The organism is Amycolatopsis sp. WGS_07 (assembly GCF_045278895.1).
Taxonomy (GTDB): domain Bacteria; phylum Actinomycetota; class Actinomycetes; order Mycobacteriales; family Pseudonocardiaceae; genus Amycolatopsis.
Window position 1 is genome coordinate 804,310 of the sequence record NZ_CP136053.1, and the last position, 21,936, is coordinate 826,245.

Here is a 21,936-nt window from a genome sequence, read left to right on the forward strand (position 1 = left end):
CGCCGGGCGCGCCGCAAAGCGCCCCCTCGTCACGCCTTGGGCAGTTTCCCGGCCAGCTGCTTGGCGAGCCCGACGCTCTTGCCGCACGGATCGTCCTTGTCCGCCTGCGCGTCGGAGTTCGTGTACTCCAGCTGGACCACCTCGACGCGGTCTTCCTTCCACTGCCGGTGCTGCCATTCGACCTTGCAGCTGGACCCGGAGGTGCCCTGCTTCGCGTACGCCTGGCTCGGCGTTCCGACGTCGGCTTTCAGCCAGCCGTCGCCCTCGGACGGCGCGGCACCGGGGGACATCGTCACCCGGACACTCGGGATCAGGCCCCATTCGCACGAGTGCAGCCCGGACGCTCGCGGCTTCCCGCCCTTCACGACGCCGTCGACGGCAGCTGTGTCGAGGACGGTGCACGGGTCGACGGCGAGCAGCGTGCCCGGACCCGGCGTGTACTTCTGCGGGTTGTTGTGCAGCTTCTCGACGGCCGACGCGACGAGCTTGCGCCCGGCGGCGCAGGCGTCACCGCCGGTGTAGTCGATCCGGAAGGACACGCCGAAGGTCGGGTTCCGCGCGGTGAGCGCGCTGACCACGCAGCCGGATCCGCCGCCGAGGTCGGGGACCTCGACCTGCGGGAGCCCGCCGACCACGCCGGTCGTCTTGTCCGAGGCGAACGTCACGATGCCGCCGACCTCGACGCTCGCCCGGATTTCCTTGCCGCCCGGGTCATTCGCCTTGGCGACGCAGGTGTCGAACTGCGTGCTCGACGCCCTCGGCTCTTCCTGCATCGTGCCGAGCGGGCTCATCGCCGTCTTGTCCACGAACTGGCACGGCATCAGGTCGCGCAGGACGGCGGGCGCGACCGCGGGGTCGGTGATCGGGCCGGACGTCGCGGCACTGTCCCCGGCGGCGGGGACGGTCGTGCGCGCGAAGTTCTCCTTGCCCAGATTCGGGCCGCCGCACGCGGACAACGCGACCGCGCCCACAGCGACCAGGGCGAACAGCTTCGGGAACCGGCCGAACCGGAGATCGTGCACCACGTCCGGCAACCTAGCGGGCCAGGTCGCCGGACGTGGGAACAACCCGGTTATTCAGTGGGTGACTCTTCCGTCGACGGCGGCACGACCAGCGGGCGCAGCACCGACCACAGCACGAACAACGCGGTCACCACCAGCAGGCCGATGCCCGACCAGAGGTTGATGTTCACGTCGGCGGCTTTCTTCAGGTCCTCGTCGCTGGTGAACCCGGCGCCCATGATGGTGAGGATCACGCCGTAGACGCCGAGCAGCAGCGCGATGATCAGCCGGATGTCGAAGGCGCCCGCCTTGTGCGGCCGCGAGGTTTTCTCGGTCATGCGGGCCTCCTCAGAAGATGATGTTGAGGGCGATGGTGAGCACGAGGACGATGCCGGCCAGCAGGCCCGGCTTGCGGTACCAGCCCGCGTTCTCGCCGGTGTTGTCGTGCTTGAGCGCGTCGCGCGGCGTGAGCGAGTAGACCAGGCCGACCAGCTGCGCCTCCGGCTTCGGCTGGGTGGACAGCGAAACCCCGACGCTCACCACGATGTCGACCACGAACGCGGTGCCCGCCGCGACGAAGCTGGTGCCCTGCCCGGCGAGCGAAAGCACGTCCGCCTGCGACAGCGCCCAGATCGTGATGGCCGACGCGGTACCGGCCACCAGGCCGATCCACCCGGCCGCCGCGGTCATCCGCTTCCAGAACATGCCGAGGATGAACGTGGCGAACAGCGGCGCGTTGAAGAACGAGAACAGGTCCTGCAGGTAGGTCAGGATGTTCGCGGACTGCGACGCCACGAACGCGGTGCCGATGGCCAGCACGGTCGCGACGACCGTGGTCTTGCGGCCGAGGTTCAGGTAGTAGCCGTCCGGTTTGTCCTTCTTCACGTACGTCTGCCAGATGTCGTACGTGAACACGGTGTTGAAGGAGCTGAGGTTCGCCGCCATGCCCGCCATGAACGACGCGAGCAGACCGGCGATCGCGATGCCGAGGATGCCGTTGGGCAGCAGGTCGCGCATCAGCAGCAGGAGCGCGTTGTTCGCGGTGACCCCGCTCTGCGCCGGTTTGTCCGCCAGCAGAAGTCCCTTGTCCTGCAGGTACTCCGGCACCACGACGCCGGCGATCATGCCGGGGATGATGACGATGAACGGCACCAGCATCTTCGGGAACGCGCCGATGATCGGCGTCCGCCGCGCGGCCGACATGCTCTTCGACGCCATCGCGCGCTGGACCTCGACGAAGTTCGTCGTCCAGTACCCGAAGGACAGCACGAAGCCGAGACCGAACACGATGCCGAGGACGGACAGGAAGTTGTTGCCGAAGCCGGTCAGGTTGTCGCCCGGCCAGGAGTGCAGCTGTTCAGTGCCGCCCGGGCTGTGCGTGATCTTGTCGACCAGGCCCTGCCAGCCGCCGACCTTGACCAGGCCGACGATGGTGAGCGGCAGCAGCGCCACGACGATCACGAAGAACTGCAGCACCTCGTTGTAGATCGCGGCGGAAAGCCCGCCCAGCGCGGTGTACCCGAGCACGATCGCGGCGGCGATGACGATCGACAGCCACAGCGGCCAGCCCAGCAGCAGGTTCACGACGCTGGCCAGCAGGAACAGGTTCGCGCCCGCGATGAGGATCTGCGCGGCGGCGAAGCTGATGCCGTTCACGAGGTGCGCGGCGGGCCCGAACCGGCGGCGCATGAACTCGGGGACGCTGCGGACCTTGGAGCCGTAGTAGAACGGCATCATCACGAGGCCGAGGAACAGCATCGCCGGGATGGCGCCGATCCAGAAGTAATGGACGGTCGGCAGGCCGTAGAGGACGCCGTTGGCGGACATGCCCATGACCTCGACCGCGCCGAGGTTCGCGGAGATGAACGCCAGACCGGTGACCCACGCGGGCAGCGACCGGCCGGAAAGCAGGAAGTCGAGGCTGCTCGACACCTGCCTTCGGGCGAGATAGCCGATGCCCAGCACCAGGACGAAATAGAACGCCAACTCGATGTAGTCGATCGGACTCGCGTCGAGCCGCAAGTTCGCGTCGGCGAGGAACGGCACCCCTGCCACCTCCGAATCAAACATTCTCACACAGAAAACACCATCGTTCCTGTCAGACCGGCACAGTACTGCATGGATTCCGAACAGGCACCCCGACACCGCGGTTTTTCACCAACCTGCCGCTGACCTGTGCATTCCGCGTGCCCGGAAGCACCCGTGTTGAGTCCTGTCGCTTCGCCGGCCAACCCCTCACGACGGGGACGAATTCACCCGATCCGGGAGGGGCTGCCCTAAGCTCCCGGCACCGTCGGTGCCCTCGGAAAGGACCTCGCCGCGATGACCGGCCCCGCGATCCCCATGCCCGGACGGCTCCGCGCCGCGCTCGCGGTCGTGGTCCTGCAGGTGCTCATGAACGGCGTGTTCGGCGCGTCCGCCCAGTTGCAGATCGCCAAGCAGCGAAGCGGCGCCGAGGAGCCGTTTTCGATCCTGTACGCGATCACGTGGTTGTCGTACGTCTTCGCCGCGGGGCTGCTGGTGTCCGGGATCGCGGTCCTGTTCGGCTGCGGCTGGGGCCGATGGTCGCTGCTGGCGTTCGAAGTGCTGTCCGCGATCGGCGGCCTGGTGAACCTGGCGGGCGGCAGCCTGGCGGCAGCGGTGGGTTTGGTGCTGGCCGGGTTAGTGGTGACGACGCTGTTCCGGGAACCGGTTAAGGCGTGGTTCGCGGTGAAGACCGCTCACCGCCGAGCGGGCTCGACGATCTGACGCCGAACCGGGGACGGGTCCCGCCACTCTGGGCCTACCGTCGCGCCACTGTCGGTAAGGCTGGAAAGGACTCGTCGTGATGACCTATCCCACGATCCATCCGCGCATGCCCAAGCGGCTGATCGCCGTACTCGTGTTCGTCTTCCTGCAGGCGCTGGGCAATGGCGCGTTCGCGGTGCTGACGCAGATCGACATCAGCGAACGGGAACGCCACTACCAGGACGTGCTGTCGGAAATGCACTTCGCCGTGGCTTTGTCGTATGTCTTCGCGGGGGCACTGCTGCTCGGCGGATTCGCGGTCGCGTTCGGGCACAACTGGGGACGATGGCTGGTGATGGCATTCGAGGCGCTGTCCGCGATTGTCGCCCTGATCGCGTTGTTCTCGGGGAACGTCGCGATGCTGGTCGGGCTGGTGCTGTTCGGACTGGCGATGTCGGCGCTGTTCAGCGAGAAAGCGAACGGCTGGTTCGCGGACAAGGCACTGGAGCGCCGGGGCACGGTTGCAGCGCCCAGTCCTCGGTGAACGCGCTCAGAACAGCCGGAACTCGTCCGAGTCGGTGCCGCGCAGGGCGTCGTAGTCCAGGACCACGCAGCGAATCCCCCGGTCCTCGGCGAGAACGCGCGCCTGCGGTTTGATCACCTGTGCCGCGAACACTCCTTGCACCGGGGCCAGCAGCGGGTCCCGGTTGAGGAGTTCGAGGTACCGGGTCAACTGCTCGACACCGTCGATCTCGCCGCGGCGTTTGATCTCCACCGCCACCGAACCGCCGTCGGCGTCGCGGGCCATGATGTCCACCGGGCCGATCGCGGTCGGGTACTCGCGGCGGACGAGGGTGTAGCCGTCGCCGAGGGTCTTGATGTGCTCGGCGAGCAGTTCCTGCAGATGCGCTTCCACGCCGTCCTTCTGCAGGCCGGGGTCGACGCCGAGGTCGTGCTTCAGGTCGTGCATGACCTCGTCGATCGTGATGACGAGCTTCTCGCCCGCCTTGTTCTGGACCGTCCAGACGTCCGGGTCCTCGATCAGCCAGCACGGCGGCGACATCCAGTTCAGCGGCTTGTACGAGCCGCCGTCGGAGTGCACGAGCACCGAACCGTCGGCCTTCACCATGAGGACGCGGTTGGCCATCGGCAGATGCGCGGTCAGCCTGCCGACGTAGTCGACCTGGCACCGGGCGACGACGAGCCTCATCGGACCCGCCCCGCACCGAGCGGGCTGGCTTGCTGAGAGGGGAGCACGAGACGCACCCGCCGAGGGTAGGACAGGCTCGGCGATACTGGCGAGGTGGACCCCATTCAGCGTGTCGCGACCCGCGAGGTGTATCGGAACAACTGGATGACCGTGCGCGAGGACGCCATCCGCCGCGCCGACGGCAGCGACGGCATCTACGGCGTCGTCGACAAACCGACCTACGCGCTGGTCATCCCCCTCGACGGCGACCGGCTGCACCTGGTCGAGCAGTTCCGGTACCCGCTCGGGATGCGGCGGTGGGAATTCCCGCAGGGCACCGCGCCCGACCTCGCCGAGACCCCGCCCGCCGAACTGGCCCAGCGGGAACTGCGGGAGGAGACCGGCTTGCGGGCTTCGGCGTTCACCGAGCTGGGGATGCTCGACGTCGCGCCCGGACTGACCAGCCAGCGCGGGCACGTGTATCTCGCGACGGGCCTTTCGCAGGGCGAGCCGGAGCGGGAGCTGGAGGAACAGGACATGCGGACGGCATGGTTCAGCCGGGGCGAGGTGGAGAAGATGATCTCCACCGGGGAGATCTCGGACGCGCAGTCGGTGGCCGCGTATACGTTGCTGTTACTGCACGAACGGCGCTGATCACCCGCGCTGGCGTCGCTTCAGTAGTGCTCGGAGCGAGACGGCCGCGCAACTCCGGCTGCAGAGGTCCGTGAAGGGGTCCTTGAGGGAATCTGATTCCCTCAAGGAGTCCTTCACGGACAGCGCACCCGCTACGGGGAAAGCCACATGGGCAGAGCGGGGTGCGGGGTTAGTCCGTCCACTCGGGTTTGCGCTTCTCCAGGAACGCCGCCATCCCCTCCCGCGCCCCCGGCAGTTGCGAGGCTGACGCCATCACCTCGACGGCGATCGCGTACGCGTCCGCCTCCGGGCGGTCCAGCTGCGCGTACAGCGTCTGCTTCCCCATCGCCTTGCTCGCGCGGCTGCCTCGGGTCGCGCGGCCGAGGAGTTCGGCGACCGCTTCGTCCAGGGAATCGTCCGGGACGACCCGGTTGACCAAACCCCAGTCGAGCGCGGTCGCCGCGTCGATGACGTCGCCGGTCAGGGCCAGTTCCATCAGGCGTTTCCGGCCGATCGCGCGGGCGACCGGGACCGCGGGCGTGTGGCAGAACCAGCCGCCCTTGCCGCCGGGCAGGGCGAAGCCCGACGACTCCGCCGCGACCGCCAGATCGCACGACGCCACCAGCTGGCAGCCCGCGGCGGTCGCCAGGCCGTGCACTCGCGCGATGACCACCTGCGGCACCGATTCCATCGTCCGCATGAGCGTCGTGCACAGGGTGAGCAGTTCGCGCACGCCCATCAGGTCGCGGGCGGCGACGTCGCCGAAATCGTGTCCGGCGGAGAACACCGGGCCCGCGCCGGCCAGCACGATGCCGGTCGCGTCGGACTCTCCTGCCTCGCGGAACGCGGCCAGCAGCTCGCCGAGATGGTCGGCGGACAGCGAATTGCGCCGTGCCGCGCGGTTCATCGTGATGGTGACCGTGTCCCCGTCGCGCTTCACGAGGAGGTGCTCGTACTCGCCCATGCTCCGACCGTAACCCCGCCGGACGGGATGCGGAAAGTGCGCCGATAGGAATCCGGTCCGACGCCCACCTCCGCCCGCAGCCGGCGGCGCAGGTTCGCGGCGCTGCCGAGTCCCGCGCGTTCGGCCACCCGGGCGACCGGCAGATCCGTCGTTTCCAGCAGCCGCCGCGCGTGCCGCACTCGCTGGACGAGCAGCCATCGGCCGGGCGTGCTGCCGGTCGCGGCGACGAACTCGCGGTGGAACGTCCGCGGGCTCATTCCCGCGTGCTCGACCAGATCCGGTACGCCGATCTCGCCGGACAGCCGGGTCATCGCCCAGTCCATAGTGGACGCTATACCGGGGCGGGAAGGGTTGCCGGGCAACGGGGATTCGGCGTACTGGCGTTGGCCGCCTTCGCGAACCGGGGGCATGACGAGCCGGCGCGCGAGGCGAGCGGCGACCTCTGCTCCGTGATCGCGGCGGACCAGGTGCAGGCAAAGATCGAGACCACCGACGACGCCTGCCGACGTGAGTACGCCGTCTTGTTCGGTGTAGAGCACGTCGCGGCGGAGGTCGGCGGCTGGCGCGGCTGTCGCGAGTGCGTCCAGGTCGCGCCAGTGCGTGGTGGCTGGGCGGCCGTCGAGCAGTCCGGCAGCAGCGAGGGTGAAGGCCCCGGAGCACAGTCCGGCAACCACCGCACCCGAGCGGTGCGCACGGCGGAGTGCCGCCTGCGCCGCCGCGGGGACCTCGGCGAGCGGGTTGTCGCGGCCAGGGGCGAGGACCAGGTCACAGTCGTCCAAGCCAGAAAGGCCATGCGTCGCAACGACTTCGCCGAACGGCGACACCTGCGTACGCCCTCGTCCGGGCGCACAGACCCGCACGGTGAACGGGCCGATGCCGCTGTCGGTGCGGTCCTGCGCCCACACCTCCGCGATCACCGCCAGGTCGAACATCCGGCTGCCCGGCAGGAGCAGCACCCCGATCGTGCGCATGGCAGAAAAGTACCGCATCGCGCGTCTTGTGCCACTCCCCTCGGCCCCGTTTCCCGGCCACACTCGAAGCATGACTACCGCACTGCTGCTGATCGACGTCCAGCAAGGCTTCGACGACGCCGCGTTCTGGGGCCCGCGCAACAACCCCGGCGCGGAGGCGAACATGAAGGCGCTGCTGCAAGCGTGGCAGGACCGCCGCGACCCGGTCGTGCTCGTGCACCACGATTCGGTCAAGCCCGGTTCGCCGCTGCGTCCCGGGCAGCCCGGCAACGACTTCAAGCCCGAACTCGACGGCGCCCGCCCCGACCTGGTGTTCGGCAAGAAGGTGAACTCGGCCTTCCTCGGCGACATCGACCTGGACGCGTGGTTCAAGACCCGCGGCATCACCAGCTTCGTCCTGGCCGGAATCCAGACCAACTTCTGCTGCGAAACCACCGCGCGCATGGGCGGAAACCTGGGCTACGACGTCACGTTCGCCCTGGACGCGACCTTCACCTTCGACCTGGAAGGCCCCGACGGCACCACCCTGACCGCCGACGAACTGAGCCGCGCGACCGCGACGAACCTGCACGGCGGCGGCTTCGCGACGGTCAAGTCCACCAAGGAAATCCTCACTCTCGATCGATGACCGCGCGCAGGAATTCCTTCGTGCGCTCGTGCTCCGGCGCGGTGAACAGCCGGTCCGGCGGCGCGTCTTCCAGCACCTGACCGCGGTCGAACATCATCACCCGATCCGACACCTCGCGCGCGAACTGCATCTCGTGCGTCACGCACAGGATCGTGATGTCCGTGGTGGACGCGATCTCCCGGAGCACCCGCAGCACCTCGGCGACCAGTTCCGGGTCCAGCGCCGACGTGATCTCGTCCAGCAGCAGCACTTCCGGCCGCATCGCCAGCGCGCGAGCGATCGCGACGCGCTGCTGCTGGCCGCCGGACAGTTCCGCCGGATGCGCGTCCGCCTTGTCCGCGAGGCCGACCAGTTCGAGCAGTTCGGTCGCGCGCGCCTCGGCGTCCGCAGTGGACAGTCCGAGCACGCGGACCGGCGCCTCGGTGATGTTCTGCCGCACCCGCATGTTCGGGAAGAGATTGAACTGCTGGAACACCATCCCGATCCGGCGGCGCATCCCGCGCAGGTACTTTTCGTCCGCCGGAACGAGTTTGCCCCGCCGCGGCATGTGGCTCAACGGCTGGCCGCCGACCTCGATCGTGCCGCCGTCGACCTTCTCCAGCGTCATGAGCAGACGCAGGATGGTCGTCTTGCCGGAACCGCTCGGCCCGATCAGCGAGACGAATTCCCCTGGCGCGACGGTAAAATCCAGTTCGCGCAGGACGGTGGTGCCGCCGAACTTCTTCACGACCCGGTCGAACCGGATCATTGGTTCATCTGCTGAGGCCAAAACGACGCTCCAGGAATCGCACGAGCAGGGAAGCCGGATAGCTCAGCACGAGGAACAGCACGCCGGCCAAGGTGAGCGGTTCGACGTACCGGAAGTTCAGGGAACCGACCTCGAACGCGGCCCCGGCGAGGTCGAGCACGCCGATCGCCAGCAGCAGCGGGGTTTCCTTGAACATCGAGATCGTGTAGTTGCCGAGCGCGGGCAGCACCCGGGGGATCGCCTGCGGCAGGATCACCCGCAGCCAGGTGCGCGCCCGGGGAAGGCTGAGCGCCACCGCCGCCTCCCACTGTCCTTTCGGGACAGCTTCGATTCCGGCGCGGTACACCTCCGACGTGTAGGTCGCGTAATGCAAGCCGAGGCCGAGCACCCCGGCGACCAGCGGCGAAAGCGTGACCCCGAACTGCGGCAGCACAAAGAACAGGAAGAACAGCTGTACCAGCAACGGAGTGCTGCGCACGAATTCCACGATCAGCCAGATCACCCAGCTGACCGCCCGGATCCGAGAGCGGCGCAGGACCGCGAACACCAGCCCGAGCACGTACGCGAGGAGCGCGCCGAGGACGGTCGCCTCGAAGGTCACCAGGAGCCCCTCCAGCACCGAGGGGAGCACCTGCCACAGATAATCCCAGTCCCAGCTCATGTGCCCGCCCCGCTGAGCACTGCCCGCCGCGGCGCGCGGCCCACTCGCGCGGCCGCCCGCCGTTCCAGCACCTTCATCCCGCTGGTGATCAGGATCGAGAGGACCAGGTAGAACACCAGCACGATGGTCCAGATCAGCGCGGCCTGCCCGGTGTAGCGCGTCACCAGCACCTGGCTCGCTTGGTAGGTCATCTCGGGCACGGTGATGAAGGTCAGCAACGCGGTGCCCTTGAGCAACTGGATGAACAGATTCGTGAACGGCGGCACCATGTCGACGAACGCCTGCGGCAGGATGACCCGCCGCATCCGCTGCGCCGGCGTGAAGTTGAGCGCGACACAGCCTTCCCGCTGTTCGCGCGGAACCGCCTGTACCGCGCCGCGCACGATCTCCGCGCCGTACGCGCCGAAGTTCAGTCCCAGCACCACAATGCCGGACCACAGCGGCAGGATCTGGAATCCGGTGAGCACTGGCAACGCGAAGTAGATCCAGAACAGCTGGACCACCTCCGAGGTTCCACGCCACACCTCGACGTAGACCCGGGTGATCGCGCGCAGCGCGGCGAACCGAGACAGCATGGCCAGCCCGGCCAGGAACGAAAGCACCGTGGCGAGCAGGATTCCGCCGACGGTCGCCTCGATCGTGAGCAGCAGTCCATTGGCGACGGTGGAGACGAACAGTCCGAAGTGGTCGAACATCAGCCGTCCACCGCCGTCAGGAAGCCGAGCAGAGCTGTTCGGTCGTGACGTCGGCGGGTGGCAGGTTGTCCTTGGTGAAGCCGAACGGCTTGACGATCTCCAGCCATTGGCCGTTCTGGTGCAGCTTCGCCAGCTCGGTGTTGAACGCGGTCACGAGATCGCTGTCGCTCTTGCGGAACACGAACCCGCCGGCCTGGATTTGTTTCTTGCCTTGCACTTCCGGTACGAAACCGTTCGTGACTTCCAGCGCCGCGCCCGGATTCTGCTTGAGCAGCGCCTTCAGCGAGATGTCGGTGAGCGCGCCGGCGTACGCGCGGTTCGCCTGCAATGCCTGCAGCATCTGCGGTTGGCCGTCGTAGGTCTGGAGCTGACTGTCCGGGATCCCGGCTGCCTTGGCCACCTGCTGCTCGATGGTGCCGGACAGCACCGCGAGGTTCACGCCCTTCGCCTTGACGTCCTCGAAGGTCAGCACCTGCTTCGGATTTCCCTTTGGCAGAAGGAAAGCTGTCGGCGTCACGTAGTCGACCGCGGAGAACGCCGCTTGTTTGCACCGGTCCGGCAAGATCGCCATTCCCGCCGCGACCATGTCGTATTGTCCGGCGGCGAGGGCGGGGATCAACTGTTTGAACTCGACCTGCGTCGCGTCGACCTTCGCGATGCCGATGTTCTTGAACACCGCCTTGGCGACCTCCGGCGATTCGCCGGTCACATTGCCGCCTTCGGTGTAGCCGTAGGGAATCTCGCCGGCGATGCCGACTTTGATCATGCCCGCTTTCTTAGCCCGTTCCAGCGCACCGCCGCCGCTTTGCCCTTGGGGTGCCTCGGTGCACGCGGCCGCGAACGCGGTTCCGCCCAGCACCACCGCTCCGGACGCGGCCAGCCGGAAGAAGTCCCGGCGCTTCCAGTCGTCGTGAACCATGTCTGCGGCCCCTTCGCCCTGATCGGGCCGCGTGCCCGCGACCTCGATTTCCGGTCACGGCCTGCCAGGGACCCCACCCGCGAAGCTGGCGGCAGTGACGCCGACAAGGATCGAACGTAGGTGCCGGTCGCGGCGTGGTCAAAGATTCCCTTGCGTCCGGTCGTTTCTGTTACCGATTAGAAACGCTTTGCTCGGCGCATTTTCCCGGCGCGAGCAAAAAATGATCACCGGAAAATGTACGCTGGCCCTGCGGTTTCCGTTCTCGCCGCCGGGCCAGCCTCACGCTGCATAACCGATCGACTACGCGCTGGCCAGCCCGTGCCGCTCGCGGATCAATTCCACGATCCCGGCCATGATGTCGGTCAGCTCGTAGTCCTTGGGCGTGAACACGCGCGCGATGCCGCGTTCGGTCAGCAGAGCGGCGTCGTCCGGCGGGATGATGCCGCCGACGATCACCGGAATGTCGCCCGCCCCCGCCGCGCGCAGGCCGTCGACCACCAGCGGCACGACCTCCAGATGCGATCCGGACAGCACCGACAACCCGACCACGTGCACGCCCTCTTGCACGGCGGCCGCGACGATCTGGTCCGGGGTCAGCCGGATCCCTTGGTAGATCACCTCGAACCCGACGTCCCGGGCCCGCACCGCGACCTGCTCGGCACCATTGGAATGCCCGTCCAGCCCCGGCTTCCCCACGAGAATCCGCAGCCGTTCCCCCATTTCGGACTCGGTGCGGCGGACCAGCTCGCGAACCCGCTCCAGCTCCGGATCGCCCTGCCCGGCAGCCGCCGCGGCGGAAACCCCAGTGGGCGCCCGGTATTCGCCGAACACCTCGCGCAGCGCGCCCGACCATTCGCCGGTCGTCACGCCCGCCCGCGCACAGTCCACAGTGGCCTCGAACAGATTGTCCGAAGTGGACGCTTTGGCCTTCAGCGCGGCGAGCGCCTCAGCCACCGCGGCGTTGTCCCGCTCCTCGCGCCACTTCTCCACCGAAGCGATCGCGGCCTTCTCCACCGCCGGGTCGATGGTCTCGATCGCCTTGGCACCTTCAGCCTGCAACGGTGACGGCTCGGTGGTCTCGAACTTGTTGACCCCCACCAGAATCCGCTCGCCGTTCTCCATCCCCCGCCGGTACTCCGCGAGCGACGAAACCAGCTGCGACTTCATGTATCCGCTCTCGACCGCGGCCACCGCGCCGCCGAGATCCTGCACCCGCGCGATCTCCTCGCGGGCACCGGAAACGATCTCGTCCACCTTGGCCTGCACGACGTGCGACCCGTCGAAAATGTCCTCGTACTCCAGCAGATCCGTCTCGAACGCGAGCACCTGCTGCATCCGCAACGCCCACTGCTGGTCCCACGGCCGGGGCAGGCCGAGCGCCTCGTTCCACGCCGGCAGCTGGATCGCCCGCGCCCGCGAACCGCGCGACAGCGAAACCGCCAGCATCTCCAGCACGATCCGCTGGACGTTGTTCTCCGGCTGCGCCTCGGTCAGCCCCAGCGAGTTCACCTGCACGCCGTACCGCAGCCGCCGCGCCTTCGGGTTCTCCACGCCGTAACGCTCACGCGTCAGCTCGTCCCACAGCTGCGTGAACGCGCGCATCTTGCACATCTCTTCGACGAACCGGACGCCCGCGTTGACGAAGAACGAGATCCGCGCGACGACCTTCTCCATGTCGGCCTGGTCGACCTGTCCGGAGTCGCGCACCGCGTCCAGCACGGCGATCGCGGTGCACAGCGCGTACGCGACCTCCTGCGTCGGCGTCGCCCCCGCCTCCTGCAGGTGGTAGCTGCAGATGTTGATCGGGTTCCACTTCGGCACGTGGTGCACGGTCCACGCGATCATGTCGGTGATCAGCCGGAGGCTCGGTCCCGGCGGGAAGATGTAGGTGCCGCGGGAGAGGTACTCCTTGATGATGTCGTTCTGCGTGGTGCCGGTGAGCTTGGCCAGCACCTCGTCGACGTCGCGGCCCTCGGCTTCGGCCTGTTCGCGAGCCACCGAGACGTACAGCGCGAGCAGCCACATCGCCGGCGCGTTGATCGTCATCGAGGTGTTCGCCTCGGCCAGCGGGATGCCATCGAACAGCCGCCGCATGTCGCCGATGTGCGACACCGGCACGCCGACCTTGCCGACCTCGCCGCGCGCGAGCACGTGGTCCGGGTCGTAGCCGGTCTGCGTCGGCAGGTCGAAGGCGACCGAGAGCCCGGTCTGCCCCTTCGCGAGGTTCCGGCGGTACAGCTCGTTGGACGCGGCGGCGGACGAATGACCCGCATAGGTGCGCATCACCCAGGGCCGGTCGCGCTCGTGGTCGGTGGGGTACGGCACGGTGCACCTCTCTTCGCCGAGACGACCGCCCGAGTGTACCCGCCGGTAACTTAATCGGCGGAGTGGATTCGGCCACGCCCGGGTGACGCACCGGGCCGGACGACCACTACCCCGCGGTCGAGGTCGACGGTACCCAGCGGCGGCGCTCCCTGCGCGTCTTCCTCGAGAGTCATCTCCACCGAATCCCGGTGCTCCAGCTCGTTGCGCTTGGTGCCGTAGAGGAACGCGGTGACCTCGTCGAGGTACGTGGAGGACAACCGCGCCTTGAGCCGCGACGGCTTGTTCCGGCGGCGCAGCTCCCATCCGCCGACGATCAGCAGCACGATGGTGGCGACCGGCAGCGAGAGACCCAGCAAGGTCAGCAGCATGTTTCACCCAACGACTGGCGCGCGCGAAGCGTTCCGGGCAATCAGCTCAGCGACCTGCGCGGCGTCCGGGACGGCCATCAGCTCCGGCAGGATCGGGTACCAGGCGGGCCGGGAGCGGAACCCCTGGTCGCGCAGCCATTCGGTGACCGTGGGGTGGAAGTCGATCGTCCCGGTGCCGTCGCCGTGGTCGCGGACTCGCGGCGGGCGGAGATCGGTGAGCTGGACCCAGCGGAACTCGATGCCAGGCGGCGAATCCGACACGAAGATCAGCCTGCGGTCGGTGACCAGGTAAGTCGTCACGGCGATGAAGCCGCGGCGCTCGCGGTTGCGCTCGAGCCCGCTGGTGAGAACCAGGCTGAGCACGACGATCCAGCCGATCATCGCCCAGTTGTTCAGGTCGAGGGCCGCGGTCACCCCGGCGGCGGCGAGGAGCAGGATCCCGACCGTGACGTAGTAGTGCCGATCGCGGTAGCGCCGCACGTACCGCTGCGGCCGCCCGGACCAGAGCAGTTGTTCGCCCTCGGCCAGTGGGTACATGACGCCCTCCTCGCAGTCGAAGAGAGCACGCTGGCCGGTTCGCCCTGGTTGCCCGGCCAGCCGGAGTTACTCGGCGACGACGCCGAGCGCGGCTATCGCCGCGAACCCCACCACGACGTAGCCGTGGTAGTTCGCGTACCGGCGGGGGCACCGCTGAGGCCGCCCCGGACCAGAGCAGCTGTTCACCCTCGACCAGTGCCCTCCTCGATGTCGAAGAGAGCGAACTGGCCGGTTCGCCGGGGTTGCCCAGCCACTGTGACGGAAATCCGCGAGACGCCGGGCCGGTCCGGGATCTACCGTGGTCAGACGTGACGTGGAGCGGGTACGGCAGTTATCTGGTGATCGTGGTCCTCATCGTGCTCGCGCCGGGGCCGGACACGATGGTGATGCTGAAGAACGCGCTGTCCGGCGGGGCGCGGGGCGGGCTGCTGGCCACGGCGGGCATCCTCGCCGGCAACGCCGTGCAGGGCACCGCCGCCGCGCTCGGGCTCGGCGTGGTCATCGCCCGTTCGCAGCCGGTGTTCCTCACGCTCAAGTGGCTCGGCGCGGCGTACCTGCTGTTCCTCGGCTTCCAGGCGCTGCGCGGCGCGTGGCGCGGCAACTACGACACCGTCGCCGACCCCCAGCGCAAGCGCGCCAGCGGGTTCCGGCGGTGGCGCGAGGGGTTCCTGTCGAACATCACGAACCCCAAGGTGCTGGTGCTCTACCTGTCCGTGCTGCCGCAGTTCCTCGACCCGGTGCGCACGACGACCCTGGACGCGCTGCTGCTCGCCTACACGGTCGCCGTACTGGGCACGATCTGGTTGCTGATCCTCCTGTTCTTCGTGCACCGCGTGCGCGCGTGGCTCAGCCGCCGCCGGGTCCGGCGCGCGCTGGACGGCGTGACCGGCACCGCGCTGGTCGGGTTCAGCGCGGCGCTGGCCCTGGAGTCCTGACCCCGGCTCAGAGCACGTCGTCCAGCCAGTCGTAGATCCGGCCGTTCGCGAGCCGCATCGCGCCGACGTGGCAGTGCGCGTCCGCGCCCTCCTCCGAGGTGAAGTTCAGCAGCTTCTTCGGGCCACTCACCCGGTCGTACAGCTGCTGCGGCTCGCCGGTGAAGAACAGGTCCTCCGGGGCGTCGCAGATCAGCGCCGGGCAGGTGATGCGCTCGGCCACGCCGTCGTAGAGGTTGTACTCGAGGTACTTCGCCAGGAACTCGCGATCGGTCGCGCCGCCCATCACGTAACGGCCGTGGCCCAAGGCCCAGCGGACGGTCGGGCTCTGCTCCTTCGCGGCGGCTAGCAAGGCGTCCAGTTCAGGGTCCTCCGGCGCGTTCGCCCGGCGGACGATCTCGGCGCGGTCCCACGGGAGCTGGTGCACGAAAGCCGCGCCCGCGTCGAAGAGCCCGTCCACCGCGACGACGGCGGACAGCCGCGGCTCGAACGCGGCGGCGCGCGGCGCGAGCATCCCGCCGAGGCTCCAGCCGATCAGGGCGACCTTCTCCGGGATTACACGCGGGTCGGCGAGGGCGTAGTCGAGCACCTGGCTGACGACGTGCTCCCAATCCGGGCGGAACAGCATCCCGTCGCGGTGCACGGCGCTCGGCTGGCCGGGGCCGTCGAAGGTCAGCACGTGGTAGCCGCGTTCCTGGCCCGCGGTCGCGCCCATGAAGTGCAGGTCCTCAGCGCTGCCGTCAAAACCGTTGTGCACCACCAGAAGCGGCTTCGGGCCGTCGCCGGGGGCGGTGTAGAAGTAGCCGCGCAGGACGTGGCCGTCGTACGGGATTTCGATGCGTTCGACGTTGTCCATCGACTCCACCGCGCGCTGGAAACACTCGACGTTGCGCTCGTAGGCGTAGTTGATCCGCGGGTCCTCGGGGTTGCCGTGCAAGAAAAACTCGGCGCGGCGGTAGTACGTGGAGGCGCGCAGGTACGCGTCGCGCGCGCTGACCGGGTGCATCGTGGCGGCCTCGGCGTAGAGCCGCTCGGCTGCGGCGAGCCAGGCGTCGTGCCAGCTGTCGTAGTCGCCGGACTTGATGTTCGACGCGATCGCGACGACCTCGCCGAAATCCGCACCCCCGTACGCGATCTGGCCCAGCGCGATCAGCGTCTCGAACCAGAATTGCGGGTCGTCTTCGAACAGCAGCGGCTTCATCGGATCTCCTCTTTGGCGAAGGTGCGGAAATCGCGGGCAGGCCGTCCGGCGACCCGCTCGACGGTGTCGGTGACGCGGTCCTCGGCCCCGCCGCGGATCGCCTCGTCCAGCAAGGCGAGCATTTCGGCGTAGTCCTCAGGGAGGCCGTCGCGGACCAGGAATCGCTGGTAGTCAAGGGTGGAAACCGGCTCGTGCACGACCGGACGGCCGAGCTGTTTCCCGACGATCTCGGCGGCCTCGGCGTAACTGAGCGCGCGCGGGCCGGTGAGGAGGTGATCGGTGTTGTGCGGTTCCGGGTCGAGCAGCGCGCGGACGGCGACCGCGGCGATGTCGCCCGCGTCCACGAACGCCACCCGGGCGTCGCCGGTCGCGGTGACGATCCGGCCCGCGCGAGCACTGTCGCCGACCAGGTTCCCGGCGGTGAAGTTCTGCATGAACCACGACGGCCGCAGCACCGTCCAGCCGGGCTCGCGGCGGACCAGGCCGGGCAGCCCGCCGATCACCGGAGTGTGCTCGTCCACCGAGGACGAACTGAGCAACACCACGCGCGCGCCCGGCGCGTGCCGGAGAAACTCCTCGACGAGCGGCTGCGGATCGGCCGCGACCGGAGCGATCAAGTAGACCGCCGAGACCCCGTCCAGCGCCGGGCCATACGTCGCGGGATCGTCCCAGTCGAACCGGATCTGGCCTGGTTTAACGGGATTGCGGGTCGCCTCCCGAGCACGCACCCCGGCGTCGTGCAGCCCACGCACGACGCGGCTGCCGGTGGTGCCGGTCGAGCCGAGCACGAGAACGTCAGACACCCGGCACCCCGAGAACGTCGATGACGGCGAGCGGGCTCCAGTAGTCGCGGTAGCGGCGGATCAGCCCGTCGCGGACGGTCAGCACCACGATGTAGCGCAGGCGGTAGGGCTTCTGGGTGGCGACCGCGATCCCGGCCAGCTCGAACTCCGCGATCGTGACCTCCGGATCGGTCGTCTGGTGCACGGTCTTCGCGACGACCTCGCGGTGGTCGAGCAGGTTCGGATAGTCGCTCAGGTACTCGGCAAGGGCCGCTCGGCCTTCGACGCGCTCAGGCCGCCCAGGCGCGGCGAACGGGAACTCGGCCACGGCGTCCTCGGCGAACAACTCCAGGAAGCCGGCCATGTCGTGCTGGATCAGCAGGTCGAGCGCGTGATCGATGAGTGTCATCGAACCCCTCCTCACGAATGGACGAGACGGTACCGTCTCGACGCCAACGTACACGGGACGGGACCGTCCCGTCCACCCGCTATGCTGAGCGGCATGACGACCCGCCGGACGCCGACCGGGGCTGCCGTTCTGCAGCCCGACATCACTTACGCCATCACCGAGGCCGTGATCGACGAACTGGCCGACCACGGTTTCGGCAGGCTGTCGATGGAAGCGGTCGCGAAACGCGCGGGGGTCGGAAAGAGCGCGCTATACCGGCGCTGGCCGTCGAGGGACGAAATGATCGGCGCGGTGATCGCGGATTTCAGCGTGGCACGCGCGGTGGATCCGGATACCGGCAGCCTGCGCGGCGATATCCGGGCCACCCTGCAAGCGCTCTACGAATGGATCACGCATCCGCGGTTTTCGCGGATTTTCCCCGGACTGATCGCGGAGGCCCGCCGAGACCCGGCAATGGCCGAATTCGCCCGCGCAACAATCGGCGGACCGCGACGGGCGATCAACCGGGCGGTATTCACCAGGGCGATCGAACGCGGGGAACTCCCGGCGGATACCGATATCGAACTGGCGCTGGATATGGGGGCGGGGATTATTTACTGGCGAGTGATCGTGCGCGGGGTTCCGACGGAGGAGGGTTATTTGGACCAGGTGACGGACCTGGTGGTGCGTGCGTTGACGCGGTAGTCCTGGCTGGTCACAGCAGGGTGCTCAGCGGGCTTGTCGATGTGATCAACAGTGCGCAAGCCTGGCGACATCACCTCGACGACAGGGCGGGTCGCGCAGCCGGAAGTCGACCTTGAATTCCGGCTGGCGTGTTCAAGCCCGCTCCGGCTCCCCCGCCACCCGTTCGATCCGCGCGCCCAGCCGGTTCAGGTTCTCCACGAAATGCGGGTACCCCCGGTCGATGTGGAACACGTCCCACACCTCGGTCACCCCGTCCGCGCACAACCCGGCCAGCACCAGTCCGGCACCGGCCCGGATGTCTGACGCCCACACCGGCGCGCTCGACAGCTTCTCCACGCCCCGCACCACCGCGTGGTGCCCGTCGGTACGGGCATCGCCGGAGAGCCGGATCATTTCCTCGATGAAGCGGAAACGCGCCTCGTAGACGTTCTCCGTGATCATCGACGTGCCCTCGGACACCGCCGACAGTGCGACCGCGAACGGCTGCAGGTCGGTGGCGAAACCGGGGTACGGCAGGGTCACCCAGTCCACCGCCTTCGGGCGTTCTGGCTGGACGACTCGGAAACCCTTGTCGTCGTAGGTGGTGACCTCCGCGCCGGCCAGGCGGAGTTTGTCCAGGACCAGGTCGAGGTGGTGCGGGTTCACGCCGCGCACGGTCAGGTCACCGCGGGTCATCGAGGCGGCGAAAGCCCAGGTCGCGCCTACGATCCGGTCGCCGATCACGCGGTGTTCGGTCGGGTGCAGCGCCTCGACGCCGTGGACGGTGAGCGTCGAGGTGCCCGCGCCCTCGATTTTCGCGCCCATCTCGGTCAGCATCGTGCAGATGTCGGCGATTTCCGGCTCGCGGGCGGCGTTGTCGATCACCGTCGTGCCCTCGGCCAGCACGGCCGCCATCAGGATGTTCTCGGTCGCGCCGACGCTCGGGAAGTCCAGCCAGATCTGGGTGCCCACCAGCGTTTCGGCCTTCGCGACGACGCAGCCGTGCTCGATCGTGCTCGTCGCGCCGAGCTTGCGGAGGCCGTTCTGGTGCATGTCCAGCGGACGCTGGCCGATCGCGTCGCCGCCGGGCAGGGCCACGACCGCCTGCTTCAGCCGCCCGACCAGCGGGCCCAGCACGCACACCGAGGCGCGCAGCTTGCCCATCGCCGCCGAATCGGCGCGGTGCGACAGCTCCGCGGGCGTGGTGATGCGCGCCGTGTCGCCCTCGATCTCCACCTCGCAGCCGACGCTGCGCAGGACGTCGCCCATCAGCGGGACGTCCAGGATCTGCGGGCAGTTCGTGATGGTCGTGGTGCCCTCGGCCAGCAGTGCCGCGGCCATCAGTTTCAGCACGCTGTTCTTGGCGCCGACCACGTCGACCTCGCCGACCAGCCGCGCTCCGCCATGCACGTCGAAGTGCTCGCTCATGGCCGCCAATCATGCCCTCTCGCCCAGTTTTGCCCGAACCCGGGCCGGTAGAGTCAGGCGCATGGTGGTTCGTATCAACCGGGTTTACACGAAGGTCGGCGACAGCGGCACGACCGCGCTCGGCGACGGTTCCCGGGTGCCCAAGACTTCCGCCCGGCTGGCCGCCTACGCCGACACCGACGAGGCGAATTCCGTGCTCGGCCTGGCGATCGCGCTCGGCGGGCTCACCGACGAGATCGCCGGCGTGCTGCGCCGGATCCAGAACGACCTGTTCGACGTCGGCGCGGACCTGTGCCTGCCGATCCAGGAGGACCCGCCCTACGAGCCGCTGCGCATCACCGAGGCGTACCTGGAGCGGCTCGAGGGCTGGTGCGACGACTTCAACGAGCGCCTGCCGAAGCTCACGTCTTTCATCCTTCCGGGCGGCACCCCGGGCGCGGCATTCCTGCATCAGGCGCGCACTGTCGCCCGCCGCGCGGAGCGGTCGGCGTGGGCGCTGATGGAGGCCGAGCCGGAGACCTCGAACCCGATCGCGGCCAAGTACCTGAACCGGCTCTCGGACCTGCTGTTCATCCTCGCCCGGCTGGCCAATCCGGAAGGCGACGTGCTGTGGCAGCCGGGCGGCTGATCGCGGCCGCAGCGCTCGCCGCGGCGGGCCTCGCCGGCGGCTGGGCCGCGCGCAATCTCAAGACGTACGACTGGGCCCGGCGGGCTGGATTCACCCGAACACGACGTGGTGGTCAACGGCTCGAAGCTCCATTACGCCGCTGGTGCAAGCCAGCGTTGCTGCTGATCCGCGGGTAGGCCGTCGACTGGCAGAGCTACGCACGCGTGCTGCCGGAGCTTCACGGTGTACGCGGTCGACGTCCATGGACACGGTCAATCCACCCGGGCACCGGAGAAGTACACCGCAGCGGCGATTGGCGCCGATCTGGCCCGCTTCGTCGAAGAAGTGATCGGAGAGCGGGTCATACCCGTCGGGCGGTAGCTGGCGGCCTGGCTCGCCGGGAATCGGCCGAATCTGGTCCGGGCGGTCGTGCTGGAGGACCCGCCGCTGTTCACCACCCTGCTGCCGCGCGCGGAGAAGACCTGGCACTGGGTCGATCTCGCCACCGCCTGCCATGCGTACCCGCAGTCCGATCCGGGCTCAAGCACCGGAAGATGCAGCCAGGCTGGACGATTGCGGTGTTCTTCATGCCGCAGAGCCGGAATGACCTGCAACGGCGGTCGAGCACGACACCCCCTTCGGGGACACGCTCTACACCGGCGTCGGAGACGACGGGGTCGACCACGAGGCCCCGCCGCGCAAGATCGAAGCGCCGACGATCTTGCTTTACCCAAACTGAAAAGATGGCGACGACGCGCGGCGGATCGCCGACGTCGAGGTGGTGCGCGTGGACAGCGGACACAACGTGCACGGCGAGAAACCGGCCCGGTTCGTCGAGAGCGTCCGCTCGGTTACCGCCCGGACCAGTTAGCTTCCTGAGCTGCCCAGTAGCGCTCGTAGTCGACGTTCCACGTCGAATCGCTGCCTGGCTCAACAGCCTGGGCAGCCGTCAGCTCCTCGAGCCGCACCGGCTTCGGCAGGGTCTGCCAGCGGCGGGCCCGGTCTTCCCGTTCTCGGGCGTCCATCCCTCCAGGGTAGCGCCCGAACGAGCAGCAAGAGAAGCAAAAAGCCCGCCACCGCAGTGACGGGCTTTTGCTGAAAAACTCACGAAGCTCGCGGAAGCCTTCGCCCCGGTGGAGCCGACTCCAGCCACGACAGGAACCCGGTCAACGCGCCCGGGCCCATCGCGATCTCGATCGCTTCCTGGTCCGAGGACTCGCAACGCAGCACCGTCGACCCCTCGGGCACCGCGTACGCCTCGGAACCGGACGGGTCCCGCCGGTCCGCGATCTGCATGCTTTCCCGTTGAAAAACGCGGTCCGGGCCGGTGCGCAGGCTCCAGACGCGGTACCAGACGAACTTCTCGCCCTCGTACCGGCCGAGGCCCAGATGCCAGCTCGAACGGGGACTGTCCGGACGCCACCGCAGCGCGACGCTGACGCCGCCGCCGCGGCGCATCCGGATCCACCGCTGGCCGTACCAGCCGACCACGACGACGAGCACGATCAGGAGCACTAGCACCACCACAGCGATCTGCACGGCCCGGCT

The 21,936-nt window shown here is 68.5% G+C and carries 27 protein-coding genes; 8 read left to right on the forward strand and 19 right to left on the reverse strand.

Features of this window, described 5'->3' with window-relative positions:
* Positions 1–29 precede the first annotated feature (29 nt).
* From RPX00_RS03570 to RPX00_RS03580, 3 genes are read right to left on the reverse strand one after another with little or no spacing between them, the layout of a single operon-like run.
* Positions 30–1,025, reverse strand: a complete 996-nt coding sequence (locus RPX00_RS03570) for a hypothetical protein (RefSeq protein WP_406637420.1) — start codon at positions 1,023–1,025, stop codon at positions 30–32.
* Positions 1,026–1,072: 47 nt separating this feature from the next.
* Complete coding sequence (locus RPX00_RS03575; protein ID WP_406637422.1) at positions 1,073–1,339, reverse strand: hypothetical protein; 267 nt, start codon at positions 1,337–1,339, stop codon at positions 1,073–1,075.
* Between the two features lie 10 nt (positions 1,340–1,349).
* Positions 1,350–3,047, reverse strand: coding sequence for a sodium:solute symporter family protein (locus RPX00_RS03580; protein WP_406642744.1), 1,698 nt, complete (start codon positions 3,045–3,047; stop codon positions 1,350–1,352).
* Between the two features lie 276 nt (positions 3,048–3,323).
* On the opposite strand from RPX00_RS03580, the gene RPX00_RS03585 reads away from it, so the two are divergent.
* Both RPX00_RS03585 and RPX00_RS03590 read left to right on the forward strand, forming a co-directional pair.
* Positions 3,324–3,749 (forward strand): hypothetical protein, encoded by a 426-nt coding sequence (locus tag RPX00_RS03585; RefSeq protein WP_406637424.1) that lies wholly within the window; start codon positions 3,324–3,326, stop codon positions 3,747–3,749.
* Between the two features lie 79 nt (positions 3,750–3,828).
* Positions 3,829–4,272: a hypothetical protein gene (locus RPX00_RS03590; protein WP_406637426.1), complete on the forward strand. Its 444-nt coding sequence runs from the start codon at positions 3,829–3,831 to the stop codon at positions 4,270–4,272.
* Between the two features lie 6 nt (positions 4,273–4,278).
* On the opposite strand, the gene nucS is transcribed toward RPX00_RS03590, so the two are convergent.
* Positions 4,279–4,938, reverse strand: coding sequence for an endonuclease NucS (nucS, locus tag RPX00_RS03595; RefSeq protein ID WP_101438079.1), 660 nt, complete (start codon positions 4,936–4,938; stop codon positions 4,279–4,281).
* Positions 4,939–5,031: 93 nt separating this feature from the next.
* Here nucS and RPX00_RS03600 point away from each other — a divergent pair, with 93 nt between their 5' ends.
* Positions 5,032–5,571 carry an NUDIX domain-containing protein gene (locus RPX00_RS03600; RefSeq protein ID WP_406637428.1) on the forward strand — a complete coding sequence of 180 codons (540 nt, stop codon included), beginning with the start codon at positions 5,032–5,034 and terminating at the stop codon, positions 5,569–5,571.
* A 169-nt stretch (positions 5,572–5,740) separates the two neighbouring features.
* On the opposite strand, the gene RPX00_RS03605 is transcribed toward RPX00_RS03600, so the two are convergent.
* Together RPX00_RS03605 and RPX00_RS03610 are read right to left on the reverse strand one after the other, a co-directional pair.
* Positions 5,741–6,514, reverse strand: a complete 774-nt coding sequence (locus RPX00_RS03605) for an enoyl-CoA hydratase-related protein (protein WP_406637430.1) — start codon at positions 6,512–6,514, stop codon at positions 5,741–5,743.
* The gene (locus RPX00_RS03610) at positions 6,487–7,485 is read right to left on the reverse strand and encodes a GlxA family transcriptional regulator (protein ID WP_406637432.1); all 999 of its coding nucleotides are present in this window, start codon (positions 7,483–7,485) and stop codon (positions 6,487–6,489) included. Before RPX00_RS03610 ends, RPX00_RS03605 begins: the two co-directional genes overlap by 28 nt.
* Before the next feature lie 70 nt (positions 7,486–7,555).
* On the opposite strand from RPX00_RS03610, the gene RPX00_RS03615 reads away from it, so the two are divergent.
* Complete coding sequence (locus RPX00_RS03615) at positions 7,556–8,113, forward strand: cysteine hydrolase family protein (RefSeq protein ID WP_406637434.1); 558 nt, start codon at positions 7,556–7,558, stop codon at positions 8,111–8,113.
* On the opposite strand, the gene ehuA is transcribed toward RPX00_RS03615, so the two are convergent.
* The 7 genes from ehuA to RPX00_RS03650 form a co-directional block, all read right to left on the reverse strand.
* Entirely contained in the window at positions 8,097–8,861 is a 765-nt protein-coding gene (gene ehuA / locus RPX00_RS03620) for an ectoine/hydroxyectoine ABC transporter ATP-binding protein EhuA (RefSeq protein ID WP_406637436.1), read from the reverse strand. The genes RPX00_RS03615 and ehuA overlap by 17 nt on opposite strands.
* 4 nt (positions 8,862–8,865) lie before the next feature.
* The gene (gene ehuD, locus RPX00_RS03625) at positions 8,866–9,522 is read right to left on the reverse strand and encodes an ectoine/hydroxyectoine ABC transporter permease subunit EhuD (RefSeq protein ID WP_406637438.1); all 657 of its coding nucleotides are present in this window, start codon (positions 9,520–9,522) and stop codon (positions 8,866–8,868) included.
* Complete coding sequence (gene ehuC / locus RPX00_RS03630; protein ID WP_406637440.1) at positions 9,519–10,217, reverse strand: ectoine/hydroxyectoine ABC transporter permease subunit EhuC; 699 nt, start codon at positions 10,215–10,217, stop codon at positions 9,519–9,521. The genes ehuD and ehuC overlap by 4 nt, the downstream gene beginning before the upstream one ends.
* Positions 10,218–10,233: 16 nt before the next feature.
* Positions 10,234–11,136 (reverse strand): ectoine/hydroxyectoine ABC transporter substrate-binding protein EhuB, encoded by a 903-nt coding sequence (gene ehuB / locus RPX00_RS03635; RefSeq protein WP_406637442.1) that lies wholly within the window; start codon positions 11,134–11,136, stop codon positions 10,234–10,236.
* A 300-nt stretch (positions 11,137–11,436) separates the two neighbouring features.
* Positions 11,437–13,461, reverse strand: a complete 2,025-nt coding sequence (locus tag RPX00_RS03640) for a protein meaA (RefSeq protein WP_406637444.1) — start codon at positions 13,459–13,461, stop codon at positions 11,437–11,439.
* A gap of 50 nt (positions 13,462–13,511) precedes the next feature.
* Positions 13,512–13,829 (reverse strand): DUF6191 domain-containing protein, encoded by a 318-nt coding sequence (locus tag RPX00_RS03645; RefSeq protein ID WP_406637446.1) that lies wholly within the window; start codon positions 13,827–13,829, stop codon positions 13,512–13,514.
* Positions 13,830–13,832: 3 nt separating this feature from the next.
* Positions 13,833–14,366, reverse strand: a complete 534-nt coding sequence (locus RPX00_RS03650) for a hypothetical protein (RefSeq protein ID WP_406637448.1) — start codon at positions 14,364–14,366, stop codon at positions 13,833–13,835.
* Positions 14,367–14,674: 308 nt separating this feature from the next.
* On the opposite strand from RPX00_RS03650, the gene RPX00_RS03655 reads away from it, so the two are divergent.
* Positions 14,675–15,301, forward strand: a complete 627-nt coding sequence (locus tag RPX00_RS03655; protein WP_406637450.1) for a LysE family translocator — start codon at positions 14,675–14,677, stop codon at positions 15,299–15,301.
* 7 nt (positions 15,302–15,308) lie between these two features.
* Here RPX00_RS03655 and RPX00_RS03660 read toward each other — a convergent pair whose 3' ends face one another.
* From RPX00_RS03660 to RPX00_RS03670, 3 genes are read right to left on the reverse strand one after another with little or no spacing between them, the layout of a single operon-like run.
* The gene (locus RPX00_RS03660; protein WP_406637452.1) at positions 15,309–16,499 is read right to left on the reverse strand and encodes an alpha/beta hydrolase family protein; all 1,191 of its coding nucleotides are present in this window, start codon (positions 16,497–16,499) and stop codon (positions 15,309–15,311) included.
* Positions 16,496–17,302 carry an NmrA family NAD(P)-binding protein gene (locus RPX00_RS03665; RefSeq protein ID WP_406637454.1) on the reverse strand — a complete coding sequence of 269 codons (807 nt, stop codon included), beginning with the start codon at positions 17,300–17,302 and terminating at the stop codon, positions 16,496–16,498. Before RPX00_RS03665 ends, RPX00_RS03660 begins: the two co-directional genes overlap by 4 nt.
* Entirely contained in the window at positions 17,295–17,690 is a 396-nt protein-coding gene (locus RPX00_RS03670) for a nuclear transport factor 2 family protein (RefSeq protein ID WP_406637456.1), read from the reverse strand. Before RPX00_RS03670 ends, RPX00_RS03665 begins: the two co-directional genes overlap by 8 nt.
* Positions 17,691–17,783: 93 nt before the next feature.
* On the opposite strand from RPX00_RS03670, the gene RPX00_RS03675 reads away from it, so the two are divergent.
* Positions 17,784–18,374, forward strand: a complete 591-nt coding sequence (locus RPX00_RS03675; RefSeq protein ID WP_406637458.1) for a TetR/AcrR family transcriptional regulator — start codon at positions 17,784–17,786, stop codon at positions 18,372–18,374.
* Positions 18,375–18,506: 132 nt separating this feature from the next.
* Here RPX00_RS03675 and murA read toward each other — a convergent pair whose 3' ends face one another.
* On the reverse strand, positions 18,507–19,781 hold the full coding sequence (gene murA / locus RPX00_RS03680) for a UDP-N-acetylglucosamine 1-carboxyvinyltransferase (RefSeq protein WP_406637460.1): 1,275 nt from the start codon (positions 19,779–19,781) through the stop codon (positions 18,507–18,509).
* Positions 19,782–19,842: 61 nt separating this feature from the next.
* Here murA and RPX00_RS03685 point away from each other — a divergent pair, with 61 nt between their 5' ends.
* Positions 19,843–20,409 (forward strand): cob(I)yrinic acid a,c-diamide adenosyltransferase, encoded by a 567-nt coding sequence (locus RPX00_RS03685; RefSeq protein WP_406637462.1) that lies wholly within the window; start codon positions 19,843–19,845, stop codon positions 20,407–20,409.
* Positions 20,391–20,585, forward strand: coding sequence for a hypothetical protein (locus RPX00_RS03690; protein ID WP_406637464.1), 195 nt, complete (start codon positions 20,391–20,393; stop codon positions 20,583–20,585). Before RPX00_RS03685 ends, RPX00_RS03690 begins: the two co-directional genes overlap by 19 nt.
* Positions 20,586–21,239: 654 nt before the next feature.
* Here the strand turns inward: RPX00_RS03690 and RPX00_RS03695 are convergent.
* Complete coding sequence (locus tag RPX00_RS03695) at positions 21,240–21,413, reverse strand: hypothetical protein (protein ID WP_406637466.1); 174 nt, start codon at positions 21,411–21,413, stop codon at positions 21,240–21,242.
* A 79-nt stretch (positions 21,414–21,492) separates the two neighbouring features.
* Positions 21,493–21,927 carry a DUF2550 domain-containing protein gene (locus tag RPX00_RS03700; protein WP_037815359.1) on the reverse strand — a complete coding sequence of 145 codons (435 nt, stop codon included), beginning with the start codon at positions 21,925–21,927 and terminating at the stop codon, positions 21,493–21,495.
* Positions 21,928–21,936: the final 9 nt, after the last annotated feature.